Origin of the sequence: Rhodococcus sp. PSBB066 (assembly GCF_017068255.1) — a bacterium.
Classification (GTDB): Bacteria; Actinomycetota; Actinomycetes; order Mycobacteriales; family Mycobacteriaceae; genus Rhodococcus; species Rhodococcus aetherivorans.
The window spans coordinates 3,018,207-3,040,147 of sequence record NZ_CP070859.1 but is presented as its reverse complement, the minus strand read 5'-3'; the positions used below and the strand labels follow the sequence as shown (position 1 = coordinate 3,040,147).

Below are 21,941 nucleotides of genomic sequence, written 5' to 3'. Positions count from 1 at the left end.
AACGCCTCCGAGCTGGCACAACAGCGGAGCTGCCGGACTCGGCCCGCCTCCGCCACCGACGTCCGGCGGCCTGTCCACGGGCGGGGTAGCCGGGCCTGCGGCGCGGCCGGAAGGACGGGGATCGCCGGTTTTCGACGAGCGCTCGCGGCCACCCGTCTGTTACGTTCGGATAACGGAGACCGAACGCGTGACCATTCGGTGACATTGCGGCCTCGTCCGCGTCACTGTCCGCCGGTCACGCACGGGAGGGGAACTATGCGCACGTCGCTGGGGATTTCCACCGGCGCTTCCGGAGTGGGCTCAGCCCTCGTCGTCGAGGGGTCCGGGGATCGCACCACCGAGTACCGATTTCTCGCCGCCGATCCCGACGCAGCCGGGGATCTGGGCGACCTCGTCATCGATGCCCTCTCCCTCATGAGCACCCAGATCGACGGCCACGCCGTCCCCGACGCCGTGGCGGTGGCCTACCGCACGCCCGAGCACGCGGAGGCGATCCGCTCCGCGGCGGTGCGCGACGGCCACATCGTCCACCTGGTTCCGGAGACGACCGCCGTCTTCGCCTACCTGCACGGCACCGGCCTCGTCGACACCGCCGACACCCTCGCCGTCGCCGACCTCGGGGCATCGGGATTCACCGTCTCCGTTTTCGACCGACGGTCCGGATCGGTGCTGCGCTCGGCCCGGACCGGGGACGTCGGGGGCGACGCCGTCCGTGGCCGCGTCTACGACCACGTGCGCCGCCAGATCGGCCGCACCCGCGGCCGCATTCCGATCGACACCGCCCTGTTGACGGTGCGCTGCCAGGGCGCCCTCGAGGCCCTCGGCTCCGCGTCGGCCACCAGGGTCGAACTCGGTGACGCCGGCCCCGCGGTGCCCCTGACCCGCGCCGAACTCGACGAGATGGTGGCCGATCTCGCCGACACCGCCGCGGCGTTCACGCGACGGATCTGCGGCGGCACCGAGCCGCGGCCGCAGATGCTCGCCCTCGTCGGCGGCGCCGCGGCCATGCCGGCTCTCGCCGGAGCCGTGACCTCCGCGTTCGCGGGGACCGCCGTGACGGTGCCGGAACCGGCCACGGCAGCGGCCCACGGTGCCGCGCTGCTCGCCGCGTCGTCACGCCTCGCGTCGTATCCGCCGGTGGGCGCCTCGGCGCCGACGCCGAGCACCCCCGGGGGCAAGGTATCCGGCGCACTCGCCGGGGCGCTGGTCGTCGGTGCGCTCGTCGCCGGCTACGCGACCGACCGGATCGCGTCCGACGACACGCCCGTCTCCCCCGCCGGCACCAGCGACCAGGCCACCACCCAGCCTGCGGCGGCGGTTCCCGACACCGGACACACGCAGATCCCCTCCGAGGATCCTCACGCCACCGTCACCACGACGGCTCCGGACAACGGTTACGCACGCACGCCCGCGCCGGACCCCTACCCCACCGGGTCGCTACCCCCGACGAGCACCTCGGCGACGACCACGCCGCCCAGCACGCCGGAGTCGACCACCACCGACCGGCCCGAGTCGCCCCCGGAGGCCCCGGGCACCGACCGGCCGTGGCAGTTCCCGGGAACCCTGCCGAGCGTTTCGTTGCCGACCGTCCCGCTGCCGACACCGCCCGGTACGACACCGCCCGAGAGCACGACACCGAGCCCGACGACGTCCGCGCCGACGACCGAGTCCGCACCCGCCGAGACGACGACCGACACCTCCTCGACCGCCGCCCCGGCGGAGGGAACGACGAGTTCGTCCCCGTTGCGCATCGAACCGTCGCCGGTCGGCTGAGCCGCACCGGCCGATCCCCCGCAGCGGACGGTCAGGCCGGCACCTGGGCGATCTCGACCGGCAGCCCGGGGTCGGTCCCGACGGTGAGCGCGGACGGCTGCGCACCTCCGGCGATCAGGTGCGCCCCCAGCGCCGCGATCATCACCCCGTTGTCGGTGCACAACCGCGGCCGCGGCACCCGCAGCGTGATCCCCGCGGCGGCGCAGCGCTCCTCGGCGAGTTCCCGCAAGCGGGAATTGGCGGTGGCCCCACCCCCGAGGACCAGGGTGTCCACGCCCACATCCTGCGCGGCCCGCACCGCCTTCATCGTCAGCACGTCGGCCACCGACTCCTGGAAACCGGCCGCCACGTCCGCGAGCGGGACGGGCTCGCCGGCGCGCTCGCGCGCCTCGACGAACCGCGCGACGGCCGTCTTGAGCCCGGAGAAGGAGAAGTCGTGCCGGGCGTCGCGCGGCCCCGTCATCCCCCGCGGGAACACCACCGCGGTGCGGTCGCCGTCCTGCGCGGCCCGGTCCAGCGCCGGACCGCCCGGAAAACCCAGCCCGAGCAAACGCGCCACCTTGTCGAAGGCCTCCCCGGCCGCGTCGTCGACCGTGGTGCCGAGCTCGACGATCGGCGTGCGGCCGAGGTCCTCGACGTGTAGCAGGTGCGTGTGCCCGCCGGAGACCAGCAGCGCCACGCACGGCGGCATCGGCCCGTGCTCGATCGTGTCCACCGCGACGTGCCCGCCGAGGTGGTTGATCGCGTAGAACGGCACGTCCCACGCCGCCGCGTAGGCCTTGGCTGCGGCGACACCGACGAGCAGCGCACCGGCGAGGCCGGGACCGATCGTCACGCACACGGCGTCGGGCTTGGCGATCCCGGCCGCGGCGAGCGCCCGTCGCATGGTCGGGACGATCGCCTCGAGGTGTGCGCGGGACGCGATCTCCGGGACGACGCCGCCGAACCGGGCGTGTTCGTCGACGCTGGAGGCCACCTCGTCGGCGAGCAGTTCGAGGGTGCCGTCGCCGACCCACCGGACGATGCCGACGCCCGTCTCGTCGCACGAGCTCTCGATGCCCATCACGATCACGACTGTGACTCCTTCCGCCGGTCCGGCCGGCACATGGTGTACGCGTCGGCGCCGCTCGGCTGGTAGTACCGCTTTCTGGTCCCGACGATCTCGAAACCCTCCCGGCGGTACAGCGCGATCGCCGCGTCGTTGTCGGTGCGCACCTCCAGGAACACGGGGCCGCCCCAGGCGTCGGCCGCCCGCAACAGCTCGGCGAGCAGCGCGCCACCGACGCCGCGGCGCCGCTGCTGCGGGTCCACACCGATGGTGTGGACCTCGGACTCCGGATGGATTCCGGTGCCGAGACGGGCGAGACCGGCGTAGCCGATCAGCCGGCCTTCGTCGTCGCGGGCGGCGACGTAGTGGTTCTGCGGCGCCGCCAGCTCGGCGCGGAAGGCGCCGGCGCTCCACGGGTCGTCGCCGGGGAACAGGATCCGTTCCAGCTCGGCGCACCGTGCGACGTCGGACGGCTGCAGCGCGTCGACGAGGGGAAGCGGGTCGTGGGGGCTCATTTCTTCTTCCGGTCCGCCGTCTCCACCGCATCGGGCCGGCGCAGGTAGAGGGGCACCAGGGGCTCGGGCTCCACCCCGGCGAGCAGGTCCGCGACGGCGACGGCGACCAGGCCCGCCGGAGACGGTGTGGCCACCGGATGTGCGGGCAGCGCGAACAGGTCGGTGTGCGGGCGGGACCCGGCGATCCGCAGCGACGGCTCCGCCTTCAGCTCCGCCGGCTTGCACACGCCCGGCCCCTCGACGCGGTGGCCACCGGAGTACCGCGCCCAGTACACCTCGCGGCGACGGGCGTCGGTGACGACGAGCAGATCACCGTCGCCGTCCGTGCCGTGGACGTCGGCCGCGATCGCGTCGAGGCTGCACACGCCGTGCACCGGCACGCCGAGGGCGTCGCCGAAGGCCGCGGCGGTCGCCATACCGACACGCAGGCCCGTGAACGGGCCGGGGCCGACACCGACGACGACGGCGTCGAGGTCGGCCGGCGTGTGGCCGGTGGACGACAGGCAGTCGAGGATCTGCGGAGTCAGCACCTCGGCGTGGGCGCGTGGATTGTCCGTGACCCGCACGGCCAACGTCTCGATGTCGACGCCCCCGCGTTCACCGCCGTCGTCTACCCGGACGAGACCTGCGGTGACAGCGGGGGTGGCGGTATCCACGGCGAGAACGAGCACGAGTATCCAGAGTACCGCCGAGCGCGACGGTCACCCCACCCAGGACCAGGTGGCGGTGCGCACGTCCGAGTCCGGTTCGCGGCGCAGCCGCACCCGCAGGTGCCGCTCGGTCAGTGTCTCGACCAGCCCCTCACCCCATTCCACGACGACCACGGCGGCGGTCAGGTCGGTGTCGAGGTCCAGGGCATCGAGTTCGTCGAGGGCGTTCGGACCGTCCCCGAGGCGGTAGGCGTCGACGTGGATCATCCCCACGGGTTCGCCACCGGCGCGATCGCCGGGGCGATGCTCGCGCGCGATGACGAAGGTCGGCGAGGTGACCCGGCCCTGCACCCCCAGGCCCGCGGCGATTCCGCGGGTCAGGACGGTCTTCCCGGCACCGAGCGGACCGTCCAGGACGACGAGATCACCCGCGTGCAGTTCGCGTGCCAGGCGGCGGCCCAACGCCTCGGTGTCCTCGACCGTGGGCAGCTCGGCATACTGCTCGGTGCGTGTGCCGGTGGAGCGATCGTCACCCAATTGCGGCGCGCCTCCTGCCGGCGTCGTGGGCGAACCCGCGCTGGATGAGCCGGTCCAGCGCACCGACGACGACCTCGGGGAACTCGAGCTGGACCAGGTGCCCGGCCCCGCGGACCCGCTTGAGCTCGACGTCCGGCAACGCCGCCGCGAGCTCCTCGGAGCCGGAGAACGGGATGATCATGTCGGCGTCCCCGCACAGCACCAGCACGGGCACCTGTCCGAGCACCGGCAACGCCGCCGACTCGTCGTGCAGTTCGAGGGTGCGCAGGAAGTTCACGATGGTCAGCACCGAGGTTTCCGCCAGCATCCGGTCGGAGAACTCCACCAGCTTCGGGCTGACCACCGTCCCGTAGGACGCGGCGCGCAGGATCGGCGCGATGATCGCCTTGGCGGCCCCACGGGCGTACTGCACGAACCCCGGCGCGGTGCGCGCCAGATGCCGGAACGCGTCGATCACCGGGTTCTCGAGGTTACGGCCGATGCCGGTCTTGGTCAGCCCGGCGGCGGTGGTGGCGAGCAGGCCCACCCCGACGATGCGTTCGTCGAACAACTCCGGGCGCTGGGCGGCCAGGGCGATGGTCGTCATCCCGCCCATCGAGTGCCCGACCACGACCACCGGGCCGGTGGGGACGACGGTGTCGATGACGGTGCCCAGATCGCGGCCGAGCTGGGCGATGGTGCAGGACTTCGACGTCGACACGGCGGATTCCCCGTGGCCGCGCTGGTCGTAGAAGACCATCCGCACGTCCTTGCCCCACCGCTCCTGCAGGTGGCGCATCTGCAGATGCCAGGACTGCATGCGCAGGCAGTACCCGTGCACGAACACGATCGTCAGCGGCGCCAGGGCCGAACCCACCTCCCGGACGGCGAGGTCGACGCCGTCCTCGGTACGCACGGTGCGCTTGGGCAGCGCGAGCATCGCGTCGAAGTCTTCCTCGCCGTAGATCTCGTGCGCGGGCAGGCCCGCGGTGCGCACCGCGTACAGCCCCGCGTTCGAGCCGAGCGTGGCCAGGCTCGCACCCAACAGCCCCAAACTGCCCAACAGCGTCATCGCTGCTCGCCTCCTCCGCCACCGACGTAGGTGCGGACGGTGCGCCCGCCCACGCCGGTGACCACCTCGTAATTGATGGTGTCCAGTAGGTCGGCCCAGTCCTGCGCGGCGGGCTCGCCATGGCTACCGTCACCGAAGAAGAACGCGGTATCGCCTTCTTTTACTCCGTCCCCGTCCGGTCCGAGATCGACCACGACCTGGTCCATGCACACGCGGCCGAGCTGCGGTCGGCGGCGTCCGCCGAGCTGCACCTCGAACCGGCCGCTGAGATTACGCCGGATTCCGTCGGCGTATCCCATCGGCAGCAGGGCCACGGTGGTGTCGGCGGGCGCCACCCAGCGATGCCCGTAGGACACTCCGGACCCTGCAGTCACCTTCTTCACCAGCGCCACCCTCGTTCGCAACGTCATCGCGGGCCGGAACCCGAAGTCCCCGACCTCGGGGATCGGGGACAACCCGTACATCGCTATACCCGGTCTGACCATGTCAAAACGCAGGTCGGGGCGAGTAACGGTCGCTGCCGAGTTCGACAGGTGCACCACCTCGGGCTTCATGCCGTGGCGGCTCAGGTCGGCGACGGCCTCGCGCAGCCGGTCCCGCTGGCAGTCGATCTCGGGGTGGTCGAGTTCGTCCGCGTGTGCGAGATGGGAGAAGGCGCCGCGCAGCCGGATCGCCCCCTCCGCCCGGGCCCGGCCCAGATCCCGCAGGAACGCCGGCCACTCGTCCCGTGCCACGCCGTTGCGGTTGAGGCCGGTGTCGATCTTCGCGGTGAGCACCGCGGTCACACCCGTCTCCCGAGCCGCGGCGACGATCGACGCGAGATGCCGCGTCGACGACACCCCCAGCTCGACGCCGGCGGCGATGGCGGGGGCGAAGTCGGCGTCGACGGTGTGCAGCCACGACAGCACGGGCGCGTCGATCCCCGCGCGGCGCAGCTCGAGCGCCTCGGTCAGGGTCGTCACCCCCAGCTCCCGCGCGCCGGCGGCGAGCGCGGCCCGGGCCACCGGGACGGCACCGTGGTTGTACGCGTCGGCCTTGACCACGGCCATCACCGCCGCCTCCCCTGCGTACTCCCGCAGCCGCCGCACGTTCTCGGCCACGGCGTCGAGGTCGATCAACGCCTCGGCCTGCGGCAGGTCGTGGTGGAGGTGGTTGCGGGGTCGGGGTTCGGCCGTGGTCATGAATCTCGATCCTGCCACTGCGGACGAAGTGGCCCGCAGCACGGTGGCAGGTGTCGGGATCACGATTCGGCCATGCCCCGCAGGCTCCGCACCGCCGCGGGCACCCGATCCAGGATCGCGCTCGCCGAAGTGGGGGCGGCCCAACCGGGTTCACCGCCGCGAGCGGCGAGATCGCGACCGCCGCGAGCGGCGAGATCGTGCCCGCCGCGAGCGGCGAGATCCGCGGCGGTGGAGTGGGCGCGCGCGCCCGCCGCGGCCGCGAGATCCGGAGCCATCCCCGCGGACATCAGTGCCCCGATCATCCCGGACAGCACGTCGCCCGCGCCGGCGGTGGCCGCCCACGACCCGCCCGCCTCGTTGACGAACACGTGCCCGTCCGGGTTCGCGATCAGCGTCGACCGGCCCTTGAGCAGTACGTGAACCCGCCAGTCGGCGGCCAGTGCCCGCACCGCCGCCACCCGGTCCGGCTCGGGCCGGCGTCCGGTGAGCCGCGCGAACTCCCCGGCATGCGGTGTCAGCAGGGTCGGAGCCCGCCGGCCGCGGACCAGGTCCGGCTGCCGCGACAGCAGCGTCAGCCCGTCGGCGTCGACGAGGACGGGAAGATCGGTGGCCAGCACGTCGCGCAACGTGTCGGCCGCCTGGTGATCGGTGCCGCCGCCCGGCCCGATCACCCATGCCTGGACGCGGCCCGCCTCGGCGAACGACGGCGCGGCCACCACCTCGGGGAACCGGGCCAGCACGACGGGGGCGGCGCTGCCGGCGTAGCGGACCATGCCGGACGTCGCGGCCACCGCTGCGCCGGCGCAGAGCACGCCGGCGCCCGGGAACCGGGCGCTACCCGCGACGATGCCCACGACGCCCTGGCTGTACTTGTCGTCGTCGGCGCCCGGGACCGGCCAGATTGCTCCGATCTCGGCGGGCTCGGCCGCCACCATGCACGGCGGCGGCAGCTCGAGACCGATGTCGACGAGCTCGACCCGCCCGCACCGGGTGGGCGCGAGGGCGTGGACCGGCTTGTAGGCGCCGAATGTGACGGTCACGGCCGCGGTCACGGCCGGCCCGTCGACGGCGCCGGTGTCCGGGTCGACGCCGCTCGGGGTGTCCACGGCCACGATCGGGGCGGTGATCTGCTCGACCACCGCGGCCGCGGCCGGGCGCAGCGGGCCCCGGCCGGAGATGCCGACAACGCCGTCGAGCACGAGGTCCGGGTCACCGATCCGGTCCGGATCCGCCGGTACGGCGCGCCCGCCGGCGGCGCGCAGCGCCGCCAGTCCCGCCCGGTGCGCCCGCTCGGGGTCGAGGAGCAGCGCCGTGACCGCGACCCCGCGGCGGCGCAGGAACGCGCCCGCCCACAGGGCGTCGCCGCCGTTGTCGCCCGATCCGACGAGCAGGGTCACGCGACGACCGGCGACGGCGCCGGTGCGCGAGCGCAGTTCCGCCGCCGCGACCCGGGCGAGCCCGAACGCGGCGCGGCGCATCAGGGTGCCCTCGGGCAGGGCGGCGAGCAGCGGCGCCTCCGCCGCCCGCACCTGCTCGCACGGGTAGTAGCTGCGCATCGGGCCTCCCGCCGGGGTCGCTATTCCACCGTCACGGACTTGGCGAGGTTGCGTGGCTTGTCGACGTCGTAGCCGCGCGCCTGGGCGACCTCGGCGGCGAAGACCTGCAGCGGCACGGTCGACAGCAGCGGCTGCAGCAACGTCGGCGCGGCGGGGATCTCGATGAGGTGGTCGGCGAACGGCCGCACCGCCTCGTCGCCCTCCTCCGCGATCACCACGGTGCGGGCACCGCGGGCCTGGATCTCCCGGATGTTGCTCAGCAGCTTCGAGTGCAGCACCGCCCGGCCCTTCGGCGACGGCATCACCACGATCACCGGCAGCCCGTCCTCGATCAGCGCGATCGGACCGTGCTTGAGCTCGCCGGCGGCGAAGCCCTCGGCGTGCATGTACGCCAGCTCCTTGAGCTTGAGCGCACCCTCGAGCGCCACCGGATACCCCACGTGCCGGCCCAGGAACAGCACCGTCGACGACGCCGCCAGCTCCCGCGCCAGGCGCCGCACCGGCTCGACCGTCTCGAGCACCCGCGCGATCAGGTGCGGCATCGCGGCCAGATCGGCGTACTCGCGGGCCACCTCGTCCGGGTACTTGGTGCCGCGGGCCTGCGCCAGCGCCAACCCCACCAGGTAGTTCGCGGCGACCTGCGCCAGGAACGCCTTGGTCGAGGCCACCCCGATCTCCGGGCCGGCCCGGGTGTAGAGCACCGCGTCGGCCTCCCGGGGGATCTGCGCGCCGTTGGTGTTGCACACCGCCAGCACCCGTGCCTTCTGATCCTTCGCGTGCCGCACCGCCTCGAGGGTGTCGGCGGTTTCCCCGGACTGCGAGATCGCCACCACCAGCGTCGACCGGTCCAGCACCGGATCCCGGTACCGGAACTCGCTGGCGAGCTCGACCTCCACCGGCAACCGCGTCCAGTGCTCGATCGCGTACTTGGCCACCAGACCCGAGTGGTAGGCGCTGCCACACGCGACGACGAACACCTTGTCCACGTCGCGCAGCTCCTGATCCGACAGCCGCTGCTCGTCGAGCACGATGCGGCCCCCGGCGAAGTGCCCGAGCAGCGTGTCGGCCACCGCGGCGGGCTGCTCCTCGATCTCCTTGAGCATGAAGTAGTCGTGGCCGCCCTTCTCGGCGGCCGCCAGATCCCAGTCGATCTCGAACGGGCGGGTCACCACGTCGGTGCCGCCGTCGAAATCGGACACCTGATACCCGTCGGCGGTGATCACCACCACCTGGTCCTGGCCCAGCTCCACCGCGTGCCGGGTGTGCTCGATGAACGCGGCCACGTCCGAGGCCACGAACGTCTCGCCGTCGCCGACCCCGACGACCAGCGGCGTCGACCGGCGCGCCGCGACGATCGTGTCCGGATGGTCGGCATGGGTGAACACCAGCGTGAAGGCCCCCTCGAGCCGGCGCAGCACCGACAGCGCACTGGCCTCGAAGTCCCCCGCGGTCGGCCCGTCCGCATACGCCCGGGCCACCAGATGCACCGCCACCTCGGTGTCGGTGTCGCTGGCGAACTCCACCCCGGCCTTCTCGAGCTCCACCCGCAGCGGCGCGAAGTTCTCGATGATGCCGTTGTGCACCACCGCCACCTTCCCCGACCCGTCCCGGTGCGGATGCGCATTGCGGTCGGTGGGACGACCGTGCGTGGCCCACCGGGTGTGCCCCATGCCGGTGGTGCCGGCGAAGTGCTCCACCCCCACCTCGTCGAGCTCGGCCTCGAGATTGGCCAGCCGGCCCGCCTTGCGCTCGACGGCCAGGCCGCCCGCACCGTCCAGGACCGCCACACCGGCCGAGTCGTAGCCCCGGTACTCCATCCGCCGCAGTGCCTCCACCACGACATCGAGAGCCGGGCGATGCCCGACGTACCCCACGATTCCGCACATGGTTAGCAGGGTACTGGTCCGCGACCCGCCGGTAACAACTCGTCCACGTCCCGGCGGGTGGCACGCTCGAAGCTGATCATCGGCTAACGTTCACGCCGTGGCGGCGAAACCGAAATCCCTGGCCCAGCGGCTCTCGAAGCGCGGACCGCACACGGTGCTGCGCGGCAACCTCGCTCTCGCAGGTCAGCCGGGCATCGTCTACACCCCCGCCGAGGGCTTCGGCCTGCCCGCCGTCGCGTTCGGCCACGGCTGGATGACCGGTCTCGACAAGTACTCGGCGCTGTTCGAACACCTCGCCTCGTGGGGCATCGTCGTGGCCGCCCCGAGCACCGAACGCGGGCCGATCCCGTCGCACCTGGGCCTGGCCGCCGACCTCGGCACCACCCTCGACATCTGCGTGGGCGTGCGCCTGGGCACCGGACGGATCAGCGTGCACCCCGACCGTCTCGGCCTGATCGGCCACGGCATGGGCGCGGGAGCTGCGGTACTTGCGGCGTCCCGGCGCGACGTGGCCGCCGTCGCCGCGCTCTACCCGGCCCCGACGTCGCCGCCGGCCTCGGTCCTGGCCGCGCGTGTGCACGCGCCCGGGCTCGTGCTCGCCGCCGAGAAGGACCTCGGCTCGATGGGCAGTGATGCCGTCGCCGTCGCCCAGGCCTGGGGCGGCGAGATGCTGATGCGGTCCGTCCACAAGGCCACCGACGACGGCATGATCGAGGGCCGCCGCCTGCTCGCCTTCCTCGGCGTCGGCGGCGCCCAGCGCAACACCCAGAAGGTCACCCGCGCGCTGCTCACCGGATATCTGCTGTACCGGCTCGCCGGCGACAAGACCTACGCGCCGTTCGCCGACCCCGAGGCCGAGCTTCCCGGCTCGGAGGTGCTCACCGAGCCCGACGCGATCGACCGCGAGCTCGGCACTCAGATCAACCAGCTGCTCGGGCGATAGAACTCCTCTTCGACGGCCGGCGCCGGCCCGCGCGTCGCGCCGGCGGCGAGTTCACGGGGTTCCCGGAGGCGCCGCAGGTTCTCGAGCCGGCGCTCGACCGCGTCCCGGTGCTCGGCGACGATGTGTTCGAACCGTCCGGTCACAGCGGCCCCGCCTCCGCCAGGACCACGCCGTCGGCAGGCTCCTCCTCGGGGCCCGCTTCGACGCTCTCACCAGCAGGTTCCGCCGACGCGGGCCGCCGCGCGGGGGTGTCCGCCCGCGTGCCGGGCATCCCGGCCGGCGCGGGACCGAGCGCTCCGCCGTCACCTGGTTCGTCCGGTCGCCGCGGCTCGTCGGGCGGTGTGGGCGGCGTGTCGTCGCCCACACCGGCGCCGGGTGTGTCGGGGTCCGTTCCCGTCCCTCCGGCGGCGGGGGCCGGGGTCTCGGGGGCGGGTGTGCGCGACGGCGGGTGTGCCGGATCCGGCGGCGGCGACGACAGCGGACGCTCCGGCTGCGGTTGCGGCGGGCCGGCCGGCTCGACGGCCTCGGAAACCTCTTCCACCACGGTCGTGGCCAGACCGAGGACCGCGCCTGTGAGTTCGCCCACGGCCGTCGCCAGCCGCAGCCCCGCGGCCACCAGGTCCGTCGCCGCCCCACACGGCGACCACGGATCGGTCACCGGAGCCACGCTCCGCGGGCCGGGATCCGGCGGCGCCAGCGTCGCGGCGAGTTCGGCGAGTACCGCCCGCACCGCTCGGTCGGTGTCGTCGCACAGGTCGAGGAACGACTCGACGGCCGTCTCCACCCCGGGCCGGAACACCTCGTCGCGCCACCGCCCGCACCATTGCGTGACAGCCGCGCGTTCGGGGGCCGGGCCCAGCGCCGAATCCCAGGCGGCGAGCTGGGCTGTCGTCGGGCCGTCGCCGCCCGCGGCGCCGGCCAGAATCGCGTCGATCTCCTCGACGGTGCGCCCGCCGACGGTCGTGTCGGCGAACTCGGCGGCCGCCCGGGACTTCTCCTCGACGATCGCGAGCACCGCGGCCGCCGCGTCGGTCAGCGCGCGACGTGCGGCGCCGAGCCGTGCCTGCAGGTCCTCGCCGACCGCCACATGACGGTCGAGCGCGTCGGCCGCACCCACCGCCCCGCCTCCGGTCCAGGCCGCCGCCAAGGCGTCGACGTAGGAGCGCTGCCGCGCGACCTCGGCACCCAGGGCACCCTCGAGCCGGGCGAACACGTCGGCGTCCGCGAGCAGGACGGCCGGATCCGTGCCGCGCTGCTCGTCGTAGCGTTCCCGCAACTGCGCACAGGACGGCAGGCCGGGGGCGCAGCGCTCGGCGCGGGGAAGATGCTCGGCGAAGAAGCGCAACCCGACGCGGCCCCCGTCGAGCACCAGGTCGAGCCGCTGCCCGCCCCCGGTCACCGGCCTCCTCCGGTCACCGGTGCCCCGTCGGCGGCAGGTCGACGGCCCGCAGGACCGACTCGGACTCCCGCTCCAGCCACGCGTACCCCCCGGCCGCGCGCCGCAGCGCCTCCGCGCGGGCGGCCGTCGCCGCCGACCACTCCGCGACCGCCCGATGCAGCCCGTCGTAGCGCGCTCGCACGACCTCGGCCTCGGACCGGTAGCGGTCGCCGGCCGCGTCCGGACCGAAGCCGACGGCGCGGCACGCACGCGCATGCCAGTCGATCTCGGCGGCCGAGTCCGCCAGGCCCTCGGCGATCACCCGGACCGCCGCACCGTCGAGCCCCACCCCGTCACGCACCGCGCCGCCCCCTCCCTCGTCCCCCCAGGTGGTTCGACGCAGCGGGAGGCGGATCGGTTCCCCGGCGGGGCAGAGCCGACAGATGGAGGCCGACAGATGGAGGCCGACAGATGGAGGCCGTCGGATCGGTGCCGTCAGACGGAGGCGACCGCTCCCGCGAGACGATCGGCGAGAGCACGGGCCACCGCGTCGTCGGCGGCCTCGACCATCACCCGGACCAGTTGTTCGGTGCCCGACGGACGCAGCAGCACCCGCCCGGTCTCCCCCAGTTCCCGCTCCACGGCGGCAACGGCGTCCGCGACGACGGAAGCCTTGGCCACCGCGGCCTTGTCCGACACGGGCACGTTCACCAGCACCTGCGGCAGGGTGCGCATGACCGCGGCGAGCTCCGCGAGGGGCGAAGCGGTCGCGACCATCCGTTCCATGAGGCGCAGGCCGGTGAGCACCCCGTCGCCGGTGGTTCCCAGGGCCGGCAGCACGATGTGGCCGGACTGTTCGCCGCCGAGGCTGAACGAGCCGCGGCGCAGCTCCTCGAGCACGTATCGGTCGCCGACGCCGGCGGTCACGACCGTGATCCCGGCCTCGCGCATCGCCAGGTGCAGGCCGAGGTTGCTCATCACAGTGGCGACGAGCGTGTCGGCGTGCAGCTCGCCGGCCTCGCGCATCCCGAGGGCGAGGATCGCCATGATCGCGTCGCCGTCCACCACGGTGCCCGTCGCATCGACCGCGAGGCACCGGTCGGCGTCGCCGTCGTGCGCGAGACCGAGGTCGGCGCCGTGCTCGACGACCGCGGCCCGGAGGCCGTCGAGATGCGTCGAACCGCAGCCGTCGTTGATGTTGAGCCCGTCCGGGTCGGCGTGCAGCGCGACGACCGTGGCCCCGGCCGCGGCGTACGCGGCCGGCCCGACGCGCGACGCAGCGCCGTTGGCGCAGTCCACCACGACCGTCAGGCCCGTCAGCGGCATGCGCACCGCCGTCGCGAGGTGGGCGAGGTAGCGGTCGGCGGCGTCGTCGGCGGTCCGCACCCGGCCGATGCCCGCGCCGGTGGGGCGGGCGACCCCGCCCGCACCGTGCAGCATGGCCTCGATACGGTCCTCGACGGCGTCGTCGAGCTTGTGACCGCCGGCCGCGAAGATCTTGATGCCGTTGTCCGGCATGGGGTTGTGCGACGCGGAGATCATCACGCCGAGGTCGGCGTCGTAGGCCCCGGTCAGGAACGCGACAGCCGGGGTGGGCAGCACCCCGACGGACAACACGTCGACGCCGGCCGCGGTCAGGCCCGCGGTCACGGCGGCCTCGAGCATCTCCCCGCTGGCACGGGGGTCGCGGCCCACCACCGCGACGGGGCGCCGGCCCTCGGCACCGCCTGCCAGCACGGTCGCGGCCGCCCCGGCGAGCCGTACCGCCAGTTCGACCGTGAGCTCGGCGTTCGCCAAGCCTCGCACGCCATCGGTGCCGAACATCCGACCCATCGAGCAAAGTCCTCCACGTCGAGAAATGCGGTCTCCGCCGTCCGCGGGCGCCGCCTGCTGTCGCAAAAAGTACGTCAATGCACGAGAGCAGGCGTCCGGTAGGGAATTCTCTACCGGCGCCTGCTCTCGTGGTCGAACAGGAGCCGAGGCTGACGAGGTCAGCGTCGGCGGCACATCAGCGCTTGGAGTACTGCGGTGCCTTACGGGCCTTCTTCAGGCCGTACTTCTTGCGCTCGGTGGCACGCGGGTCACGCGTGAGGAAGCCGGCGCGCTTGAGCGCGGGGCGATCCTCGGCGGTGACCTCGATCAGCGCGCGGGCGATGGCCAGGCGCAGGGCGCCGGCCTGACCCGACGGGCCGCCGCCGTGCAGGCGGGCATGCACGTCGAACTGCTCGGTGCGCTCGACCGTGACCAGCGGCGACTTGACGAGCTGCTGGTGCACCTTGTTCGGGAAGTAGTCCTCGATGGTGCGGCCGTTGAGCACGAAGTTGCCGGTGCCGGGCACGAGGCGGACGCGGACGACGGCCTCCTTGCGGCGGCCGACGGTCTGCACCGGGCGGTCGAACACGATCGGCGCGGGAGCCGGAGCGGCCTCCTCGGCCACGTACTCGTCCGCGGCGACCTCGACGTTCTCGGCGTCGGTGTACTCGTCGCTGTAGTTCTCGTTCACGTTCTCGGTCACTGCGCCACCTGCTTGATTTCGAACGGCACCGGCTGCTGCGCGGTGTGCGGGTGGTTCGGGCCCGCGTAGACCTTCAGCTTCTTCGCGATCGCGCGACCGAGCTTGTTCTTCGGGAGCATGCCGGTGACGGCCTTCTCCACCAGACGGTCCGGGTTCTTCTCCAGAACCTCACCGACGGTGCGGGACCGGAGGCCGCCCGGGTAGCCGGAGTGGTTGTACAGGAGCTTGTCCTGCTTCTTGTTGCCGGAGATGGCAACCTTGTCCGCGTTGATGATGACGACGAAGTCGCCACCGTCCACGTGGGGGGCAAAAGTGGGCTTGTGCTTGCCGCGGAGCAGGTTCGCCGCCTGCACCGCGAGGCGGCCGAGCACCACGTCGGTGGCGTCGATGACGTGCCACTGGCGGGTCACGTCGCCGGCCTTCGGTGTGTACGTAGACACAGATCTTCCTCGTCTATCGTTTCGCTGCTGGCCCGCGCGCCGCCGATGATCGCTTCCGGCGGCCAGTTGGGACCCGAGAAGCGACGTTCGCCGCGCACGAGGCAACGACGACGGACGACACGCCAACGGCACACGATACCGGGGAGGTGTGTGCACGGTCAAAACAGCACGACGTCCCGGCGGCCTCTCCACCACCGGGACGTCGCTCGCTACTCGTGTCGCCTCAGGCCTGCCACCTCCGTGCCAGCTCGGATTCGACGCTGCGCATCTCGTCGTTGCCCCGCGCCACGGCGACGGCGATCTGGTCGAGCAGCAGATTCAGCTCGGCGGATGCCCGATCCCACTTCTGCTGGGTGACGTGGTACTCGGACCGGGCCTGCCCGTCCCAGGTCTGCACCAGCGGCTCGACCTGTGACCTGATCCGGTCGAGCGTGTCGTTCATGCCGCGCTGCAGTCCGACGACGCGGGTGTGCAGGTCGTCGATGCCACCGAAGTCCTGCCGGATCACATCGGGTCCACTCATTCGTTCGTTCTCCTCGAGTCGTGAGTCGTGTTGTGCGCACGGGCCGATGCGCGGTTCCGCACCGGCCCGCCCGCAGCGGCGTCAGTAGCTGCCGTGGAGGCTGTCGCCGAGGACGTTCAGCGACTGCGCCTGGGCCTGGACGGTGTCCTCGTACGCCCGGCCGTTGGTACGGATGCCGGCGACGATCGCGGCCAGTGCCTCGTTGAGCTGGAGGGCGCTGCGGTCCCATCGCGACATCACGTCGGTGAACGCCATCCCCGACCGGCCCTGCCATACGTCCGGCGACGACGACACGGTGGTGCGCAGCGCACCGAGCAGTTGCTCGAGTTCTCCGTGGGAGTCCTCGATCTGCCGCGCCGCCGTCTCCATGGTCGCGACGTCGGTCGCCACCCGATTCGAACTGCCCTGCCCTGGTTGCGTCACGCCTGTCTCCTCCGTCGTCCCGCGTCCCGTATCCCTCCGGCCCACCGTGGCCGAAGCCGGTTCGCGCCTACATCCGATTGGACGCAGCGCCTGTCCGCCGGGTTCCCCTGCTCGGCGAACGGGGCGATCCGCTACTCCACCGTCACAGTGTGGACGGCCTGCTCGCATTCGTTCTTGATTCCCGCCCATTCGTCGACGAGGAATTGGCATCCGACCGCCACCTGCATGCCGGACTCGACCACGACGAACCAACGCACGAGCGAGAATTCGTCCGGCGCCTCCACGTAGGCGATCACCGGGCGGTCCGCGAAGGTGGTGTCGGGGTCGAGGTCACGGATCACCGGGGAACGTTCGTCCGCGCGCCGGGCCAGCACCTCCCCCACGCCGGCCAAGTCCATATCTTCGCGAAGAAGACTGTGCACCAGCACTATTCGCCGATCCCTCCCGCCGGCGGGGACGAGTTCGACGCGCTCGGCCCCGGCAGGCACAGGGTCGCGGACCCTCCAGTCCCCCGGCAGTTCCAGCCGGACGGGCCCGAGTTCGTGACGAACCGAAGGTGGGCGCGGCATGGGCTGTCTCGTCGCCGAGGACTCATCGGCCGAGTCGCCGGCGACGGGAACCTCCGCGCCCACCGCGGGCAGGTCCGCGCCCTGTCCTGCAGTCCACACCCAGCCGGCCGTCGCGGCCACGACGGCCACGACGGCCACGACGGCCCAACGGATCCGGCGGACGGGCCGGGTCGACCGGGAGGCCGGCACGGTGTGCAGCCACTGTGGGAGCGGCTCCGTGTCCCCCGACGGGACGGCCGGGGGTTCCGGCACCGCGGCCAGCACCTCGGACGCGGCGACCGGTATCACCCGGATGCCGCGGCCGAGCCGCTCGGCGATCCGCTCGCACAGCGGAATTCCGGGCGGCTCGCCCGGAATCCCCGTCACGAGGACGACATCCGGATCGACGGAACCGCACACGTTTCGCATCAGCCGGTCCAGCCGCTCGGCTCCCGCCGGCGAGTCGAGCAGTCCCTCGTCGAGGTCGGGGTCCCGCGCGATGCGGTCGACGTCGCCGCCGTCGGGGGCGCTCAGCACCGCCATTGTCACGCCGGCGCCGTCGACCTCCGCGACCGCGCATCGCTCGCCGTCGCCCACAGGCGCGGCGCGGCGCGCGGCCACCGCGGCGGTCAGGAGGACGGCATTTCGCGCGACCTGCCGGGCGGCCGTGTGCAACTCCTCCCGCCGACGTTCGCCCCACTCGGTGGGATGGACCACCACCACCGTGTCGAGGCCGGCCGGCGCGCCTGCCGTCGCCGCGACGTACCCGAGCAGGGTCGCCAGCGGCGCATCGTCGTCCGTGGGGACACGGCCGGGAGCCGATGCGGGAATCGTCACGGTCCGATCGGACCGCCGCGCGTACACCCGACCCGGGACGACCTGCAGGTGCAGCGCGTGGACGTCGCTCATTGCGGCGGCAGCCACGCCGTCTGCACGAGCGTCTCCCCGTCGCGTTGCACGAGGATGCCCCGTCCGGGCGGCATCGGGCGCGGACGCGCGGTGCCCACGAGTGCTCCCTCCTCTCGATTGCCGCTCATCACGAGGCCGGCCGCCGACAATTCCCGCAGCCGCGCGATGACCGGCTCGAAGAGAGCCCGCCCGGCTCCCCCGGAGCGGCGCGCCAGGACGAGGTGCAGCCCGACGTCCTTGGCCTGGGGCAGATACTCCAGCAGGGGCGTCAGCGGCGACTGGCTCGCCGCGGAGACGAGGTCGTAGTCGTCGACGACGACGAACACCTCGGGTCCCGACCACCAGGAGCGCTCACGCAGTTGCTGCTGGGTGACGTCGGGACCGGGCATCCGCCGCTCGAACACCGCCGCGAGGTCGCGGGCCATCGCCGACAACGTCACCGCGGACGGCGCGTATCCGCCGAGATGCTCACCCTCGACGACGCCGAGCAGGGTGCGCCGATAGTCCCCGACGATGATGCGGGCCTGTGCGCCGGTGTGGGACTCCACGAGGCTGCGGCAGATGCCGCGCAGCACGGTCGTCTTGCCGCAACCCGAGTCACCGAAAACGAGCAGGTGAGGCTGCTCGGAGAAGTCGATCCCCACGGGGGCCAGTTCGGCTTCGTCGATGCCGACGGGCACGAAAAACCGCCGCTCCCCGGGCGCGCCACCGGCAGCCGATCGGTCCGCGAGCGCCGCGAGCACCCCGGCCCGATCGACGCGATCGGGAAGCATGCGCACGGGCGGGGCGGGGCGGCCCGGTGCGGCCGCGGCGACGGCGGCCACCGCGTCGGCCAGTCCCGCCGCGAGGTCGACGACCTCGGAGCTGCCGTCCACACGCGGCAGCGCGGACAGCACGTGCAGTCCGTGGCGGTCGATGCCCCGGCCCGGGCGGCCCTCCGGCACCGCCGCCGCCTTCTTGCGGCCGTACTCGGAATCGGCGGGGTCGCCGAGGCGCAGCTCGAGGCGGGTCCCGAGATGGTCCCGCATCGCCGGCCGCACGTCGCCCCACCGCGGTGCGGTGAGCACCACGTGGATGCCGAAGGACAACCCCTGCGCCGCCAGCACGCCGACCTGCGGCTCCAGCGCCTCGAAATCCTGCCGGATGCTGGGCCAGCCGTCGATCACGAGGAACACGTCGCCGAAGGCATCGACGTCCGCGGCCGGACCGCCGCCCTCCCGGCGGCGGCGCAGTTCGGCCATCGACTCCAGGCCCAGCGCGCCGAAACGACCCTCCCGGCGCCGCAGCAGGGCAGTCAGTTCGGCGATCGTCCGGCGCACCCGGTCGGCGTCGAGCCGGTTGGCGACCGACCCGACGTGCGGAAGGCCCGCGAGCCCGGCGAGGGATCCGCCCCCGAAGTCCAGGCAGTAGAACTGGACCTGCTCGGGAGTGTGCGTCATCGCCATCGACAGGACGAGGCTGCGGAGCACCGTCGACTTGCCGGAGCGCGGCCCTCCGACGACGACCACGTTGCCCGCCGAGCCGGCGAGATCCACCAGCAGCGGATCCCGCCGTTGCTCGAACGGGCGGTCCACGATGCCGATCGGCGTGCGCAGGGTGCTCCGCGGCAGCACGTCGCCGGTGAGCAGAGACCGCGGGACCAGTCGGTCCAGGCTCGGCGCGGCGTCGAGGGGCGGCAGCCAGACCTCGTGCGCGGGGGTGCCGTGACCCCGCACCCGGCCGATCAGGACATCGAGCACGGAGCGGCTCTCCTCCGCCGGGACCGGATCCACGCCGGGCTCGGCCGGCCCGGGACCCGGTTCGAGGTGCGCGAGGGGTACTTCGGCCGTGGTGAACAGCCGCGGCCGGGAGGTCGCCGTGCCCGGCCTGATCACCGACCGGCCCGAGCGGCGGGGCTCGTAGGGACCCGACACGTAGGCGGCCGCGAACCGCACGATCTCCGCCGAGTCGCACTTGAGGTATCCGGTGCCCGGCGACGGCGGCAGATGGTAGGCGTCGGGGACTCCGAGAACGCTTCGGGACTCGTTGGCCGAGAAGGTCTTCAAGCCGATTCGGTAGGAGAGGTGACTGTCGAGTCCGCGCAGCCGGCCCTCGTCGATCCGCTGACTGGCCAGCAGCAGATGCATGTGCAGGGATCGTCCCAGCCGTCCGATCGCGGCGAAGAGTTCCGCGAATTCCGGTTGTTGCGTGAGCAGCTCGGAGAACTCGTCCACGACGACGAACAACGCCGGCAACGGAGCCAGCGCGGCACCGCCGGCCCGGGCGCGCTCGTAGTCGCCCACATTCGCGAAGTTCCCTGCCGCGCGCAGCAGTTCCTGCCTTCGGTTCATCTCGCCCTCGAGGGCGTCCTTCATCCGGTCGACCATGGCCAGTTCGTCGGCGAGGTTGGTGATCACCGCCGCGACGTGCGCGGCCGACTCGAGCCCGAGGAAGGTTGCGCCGCCCTTGAAGTCGACGAGGACGAGATTCAGTGCATCGGGGGGATGCGTCGCGATCAGACCGAGCACCAGGGTCCGCAGCAGTTCGGACTTCCCGGACCCGGTGGCGCCGATACAGAGTCCGTGCGGCCCCATCCCGCCCTCGGCAGCCTCCTTCAGATCCAGTTCGACCGGTGCACCGTCGGTTCCGATTCCGATCGGCACGCGCAGCCGGTCGCGGCCCCGTCGCGGCGACCACGCCCGCTCCGGATCGAACTGTGCGACGTCACCGAGACCGAGCAGGTCTTCCCATGGCGCCGAACGATTCTCCCCGTTGCCGGACTCGGCGACCCGCTGGGCGGCGCGGTACGGTGCCAGGCGCCGCGCCGCCGTCTGCGCCTGCGCGACGCTCGCTCCGTCCGGGACCGCGAAGGTCTCCACGCGTTCGCCGGCGCGCGCACCCAATCGGCCCTCACCGACGACGAGTTCGAGCCCGCGGGTGGCCGACAGCCGGGGCATCGACGCGGACAGGTCCAGGACCGTGACGGAGTCGAGCCCGTCGTCGAGGATCCCCGACCCGGAGCCGGGTACGCCACCGTCGATCACGATCACCAGTTGGGGCACACCGTCGACCGGTGGGGTGTTGCGGACGAACCGGCCGCGGCCCGTCAGGCGGTCGGCGAACGCGGTCTCGAGATCCCGGACCGAGCCGAACACGGTGCGGGCGCTGCCCGCACCGTCGGCGATCTCGGGGTTCTGGGCGTGCGGCAGCCACTTGACCCACTCCCACTCCGGGGCGGTGTCCGGACCGCACACCACGGCGATCCGCAGCACGTCCGTGCTGTGGAAGGTGCACAGTTGCAGCAGCATCGCCCGCACCAGATCACGGGCCGCGGGGCGATCGCCGCCGAGCGACACCGCCGCGAACCCCCGCAACGACACCGCGGTCGGCAGGGCCGGTACGACCGAGTGCGCGCGCACGAACCGGCGCAGCGACACGGCCGCCACCGGTTCGAGGTCCTCGACGGGACCCGTGTCGGGGGCGATCAGCCGGGTTGCGAGGCGCTGGCCGCTGAGCCCGACCCGCACGTGGCAGAAGTCGGCGTCGGCTCCGTCGCGTTCCCACATGCGCACCGTTCCCGCGAGCGTCCACAGCACGGCCGGGTCGGGGTGCGTCCACTCCAGGGCCCTCCGCTGCCGGTCTGCGGTGTCGTGGACCTCCCGCCGGAGCTGATCGAGATACCGCAGGTAGTCCTTGCGGTCCTCGTCGGCCTCGGCCGCTTTCGCCCCGCCTCCGCGGCCGCCGCCGGCGAGCATGCCCACCATCGAGACGATCATCATGAGCGGGAAGACGAGCGACATCGGACTTCGCGCCATCCCCGAACCGAACATCAGCGCCACCATGCCGATCATCGCGGCGACCATCACGACGGGCAGCAGCTTCGCCAGGAGATTTCCCGGCGACGAACGCGGAATCTCCGGCGGGGCCTGCATTCTCACCTCGCCCGCCGGCACGCGTGGCACCTCGCGCCGCGGCCTGCGCACGAACCGCACCGTGCTCACACCCCACCCCCGACCCGCACCGTGCTCACACCCCACCCCCGACCCGCACCGTGCCGGCCGTCCTCACGACGGCCGTCCCCCCACG

Annotated in this window: 20 protein-coding genes; 2 read left to right on the top strand and 18 right to left on the bottom strand. The window is 72.9% G+C overall.

Translation table 11 applies throughout. The annotated features are described in order from the left end of the window. Window positions 1–255 precede the first annotated feature (255 nt). Window positions 256–1,773: an Hsp70 family protein gene (locus JYA75_RS13825; RefSeq protein WP_029544794.1), complete on the top strand. Its 1,518-nt coding sequence runs from the start codon at window positions 256–258 to the stop codon at window positions 1,771–1,773. Window positions 1,774–1,804: 31 nt separating this feature from the next. Here JYA75_RS13825 and tsaD read toward each other — a convergent pair whose 3' ends face one another. From tsaD to glmS, 8 genes are read right to left on the bottom strand one after another with little or no spacing between them, the layout of a single operon-like run. Beyond that, window positions 1,805–2,845: a tRNA (adenosine(37)-N6)-threonylcarbamoyltransferase complex transferase subunit TsaD gene (gene tsaD / locus JYA75_RS13820; protein ID WP_006940025.1), complete on the bottom strand. Its 1,041-nt coding sequence runs from the start codon at window positions 2,843–2,845 to the stop codon at window positions 1,805–1,807. Further along, entirely contained in the window at window positions 2,842–3,336 is a 495-nt protein-coding gene (gene rimI / locus JYA75_RS13815; protein WP_006940023.1) for a ribosomal protein S18-alanine N-acetyltransferase, read from the bottom strand. Before rimI ends, tsaD begins: the two co-directional genes overlap by 4 nt. Beyond that, entirely contained in the window at window positions 3,333–4,007 is a 675-nt protein-coding gene (tsaB, locus tag JYA75_RS13810) for a tRNA (adenosine(37)-N6)-threonylcarbamoyltransferase complex dimerization subunit type 1 TsaB (RefSeq protein WP_029544796.1), read from the bottom strand. The genes rimI and tsaB overlap by 4 nt, the downstream gene beginning before the upstream one ends. Before the next feature lie 30 nt (window positions 4,008–4,037). Next, window positions 4,038–4,523: a tRNA (adenosine(37)-N6)-threonylcarbamoyltransferase complex ATPase subunit type 1 TsaE gene (gene tsaE / locus JYA75_RS13805; protein WP_203330108.1), complete on the bottom strand. Its 486-nt coding sequence runs from the start codon at window positions 4,521–4,523 to the stop codon at window positions 4,038–4,040. Then, on the bottom strand, window positions 4,516–5,574 hold the full coding sequence (locus tag JYA75_RS13800) for an alpha/beta hydrolase (RefSeq protein WP_029544798.1): 1,059 nt from the start codon (window positions 5,572–5,574) through the stop codon (window positions 4,516–4,518). The genes tsaE and JYA75_RS13800 overlap by 8 nt, the downstream gene beginning before the upstream one ends. Next, a complete protein-coding gene (gene alr / locus JYA75_RS13795) occupies window positions 5,571–6,755 on the bottom strand; it encodes an alanine racemase (RefSeq protein ID WP_029544801.1) in 1,185 nt (394 codons plus the stop codon). The genes JYA75_RS13800 and alr overlap by 4 nt, the downstream gene beginning before the upstream one ends. 59 nt (window positions 6,756–6,814) lie before the next feature. After that, window positions 6,815–8,311, bottom strand: a complete 1,497-nt coding sequence (locus JYA75_RS13790; RefSeq protein WP_006934938.1) for an NAD(P)H-hydrate dehydratase — start codon at window positions 8,309–8,311, stop codon at window positions 6,815–6,817. 20 nt (window positions 8,312–8,331) lie between these two features. Then, window positions 8,332–10,197, bottom strand: coding sequence for a glutamine--fructose-6-phosphate transaminase (isomerizing) (gene glmS / locus JYA75_RS13785; RefSeq protein ID WP_029544805.1), 1,866 nt, complete (start codon window positions 10,195–10,197; stop codon window positions 8,332–8,334). Window positions 10,198–10,294: 97 nt separating this feature from the next. On the opposite strand from glmS, the gene JYA75_RS13780 reads away from it, so the two are divergent. After that, complete coding sequence (locus JYA75_RS13780) at window positions 10,295–11,140, top strand: dienelactone hydrolase family protein (protein WP_006934933.1); 846 nt, start codon at window positions 10,295–10,297, stop codon at window positions 11,138–11,140. On the opposite strand, the gene JYA75_RS13775 is transcribed toward JYA75_RS13780, so the two are convergent. The 10 genes from JYA75_RS13775 to eccCa all read right to left on the bottom strand — a co-directional run bounded on the left by JYA75_RS13775 (window position 11,113) and on the right by eccCa (window position 21,856). Next, window positions 11,113–11,283, bottom strand: coding sequence for a hypothetical protein (locus tag JYA75_RS13775; RefSeq protein ID WP_006934931.1), 171 nt, complete (start codon window positions 11,281–11,283; stop codon window positions 11,113–11,115). The genes JYA75_RS13780 and JYA75_RS13775 overlap by 28 nt on opposite strands. Next, window positions 11,280–12,539 (bottom strand): hypothetical protein, encoded by a 1,260-nt coding sequence (locus JYA75_RS13770; protein ID WP_203330107.1) that lies wholly within the window; start codon window positions 12,537–12,539, stop codon window positions 11,280–11,282. Before JYA75_RS13770 ends, JYA75_RS13775 begins: the two co-directional genes overlap by 4 nt. Before the next feature lie 13 nt (window positions 12,540–12,552). Next, complete coding sequence (locus JYA75_RS13765) at window positions 12,553–12,879, bottom strand: hypothetical protein (RefSeq protein ID WP_006934927.1); 327 nt, start codon at window positions 12,877–12,879, stop codon at window positions 12,553–12,555. Between the two features lie 134 nt (window positions 12,880–13,013). Next, complete coding sequence (glmM, locus tag JYA75_RS13760) at window positions 13,014–14,351, bottom strand: phosphoglucosamine mutase (protein ID WP_006934924.1); 1,338 nt, start codon at window positions 14,349–14,351, stop codon at window positions 13,014–13,016. A gap of 175 nt (window positions 14,352–14,526) precedes the next feature. Continuing rightward, window positions 14,527–15,033 (bottom strand): 30S ribosomal protein S9, encoded by a 507-nt coding sequence (gene rpsI, locus JYA75_RS13755; protein ID WP_006934923.1) that lies wholly within the window; start codon window positions 15,031–15,033, stop codon window positions 14,527–14,529. Further along, window positions 15,030–15,473, bottom strand: a complete 444-nt coding sequence (gene rplM / locus JYA75_RS13750; protein ID WP_006934922.1) for a 50S ribosomal protein L13 — start codon at window positions 15,471–15,473, stop codon at window positions 15,030–15,032. The genes rpsI and rplM overlap by 4 nt, the downstream gene beginning before the upstream one ends. A 223-nt stretch (window positions 15,474–15,696) precedes the next feature. Continuing rightward, a complete protein-coding gene (locus JYA75_RS13745; RefSeq protein ID WP_006934921.1) occupies window positions 15,697–15,996 on the bottom strand; it encodes a WXG100 family type VII secretion target in 300 nt (99 codons plus the stop codon). 81 nt (window positions 15,997–16,077) lie between these two features. Beyond that, the gene (locus tag JYA75_RS13740) at window positions 16,078–16,419 is read right to left on the bottom strand and encodes a WXG100 family type VII secretion target (RefSeq protein WP_231772664.1); all 342 of its coding nucleotides are present in this window, start codon (window positions 16,417–16,419) and stop codon (window positions 16,078–16,080) included. Window positions 16,420–16,550: 131 nt separating this feature from the next. Next, window positions 16,551–17,891, bottom strand: a complete 1,341-nt coding sequence (locus tag JYA75_RS13735) for a type VII secretion-associated protein (protein WP_231385919.1) — start codon at window positions 17,889–17,891, stop codon at window positions 16,551–16,553. Further along, window positions 17,873–21,856: a type VII secretion protein EccCa gene (eccCa, locus tag JYA75_RS13730; RefSeq protein ID WP_203330106.1), complete on the bottom strand. Its 3,984-nt coding sequence runs from the start codon at window positions 21,854–21,856 to the stop codon at window positions 17,873–17,875. The genes JYA75_RS13735 and eccCa overlap by 19 nt, the downstream gene beginning before the upstream one ends. Window positions 21,857–21,941 lie beyond the last annotated feature (85 nt).

Excerpts from the sequence above, each read along its gene's own strand:
- rimI (WP_006940023.1), bottom strand. The coding sequence starts at position 3,336 with ATGAGCCCCCACGACCCGCTTCCCCTCGTCGACGCGCTGCAGCCGTCC.
- glmM (WP_006934924.1), bottom strand. The coding sequence starts at position 14,351 with ATGGGTCGGATGTTCGGCACCGATGGCGTGCGAGGCTTGGCGAACGCC.
- JYA75_RS13745 (WP_006934921.1), bottom strand. The coding sequence starts at position 15,996 with ATGAGTGGACCCGATGTGATCCGGCAGGACTTCGGTGGCATCGACGAC.
- JYA75_RS13790 (WP_006934938.1), bottom strand. The coding sequence starts at position 8,311 with ATGCGCAGCTACTACCCGTGCGAGCAGGTGCGGGCGGCGGAGGCGCCG.
- JYA75_RS13825 (WP_029544794.1), top strand. The coding sequence starts at position 256 with ATGCGCACGTCGCTGGGGATTTCCACCGGCGCTTCCGGAGTGGGCTCA.
- alr (WP_029544801.1), bottom strand. The coding sequence starts at position 6,755 with ATGACCACGGCCGAACCCCGACCCCGCAACCACCTCCACCACGACCTG.
- glmS (WP_029544805.1), bottom strand. The coding sequence starts at position 10,197 with ATGTGCGGAATCGTGGGGTACGTCGGGCATCGCCCGGCTCTCGATGTC.
- JYA75_RS13800 (WP_029544798.1), bottom strand. The coding sequence starts at position 5,574 with ATGACGCTGTTGGGCAGTTTGGGGCTGTTGGGTGCGAGCCTGGCCACG.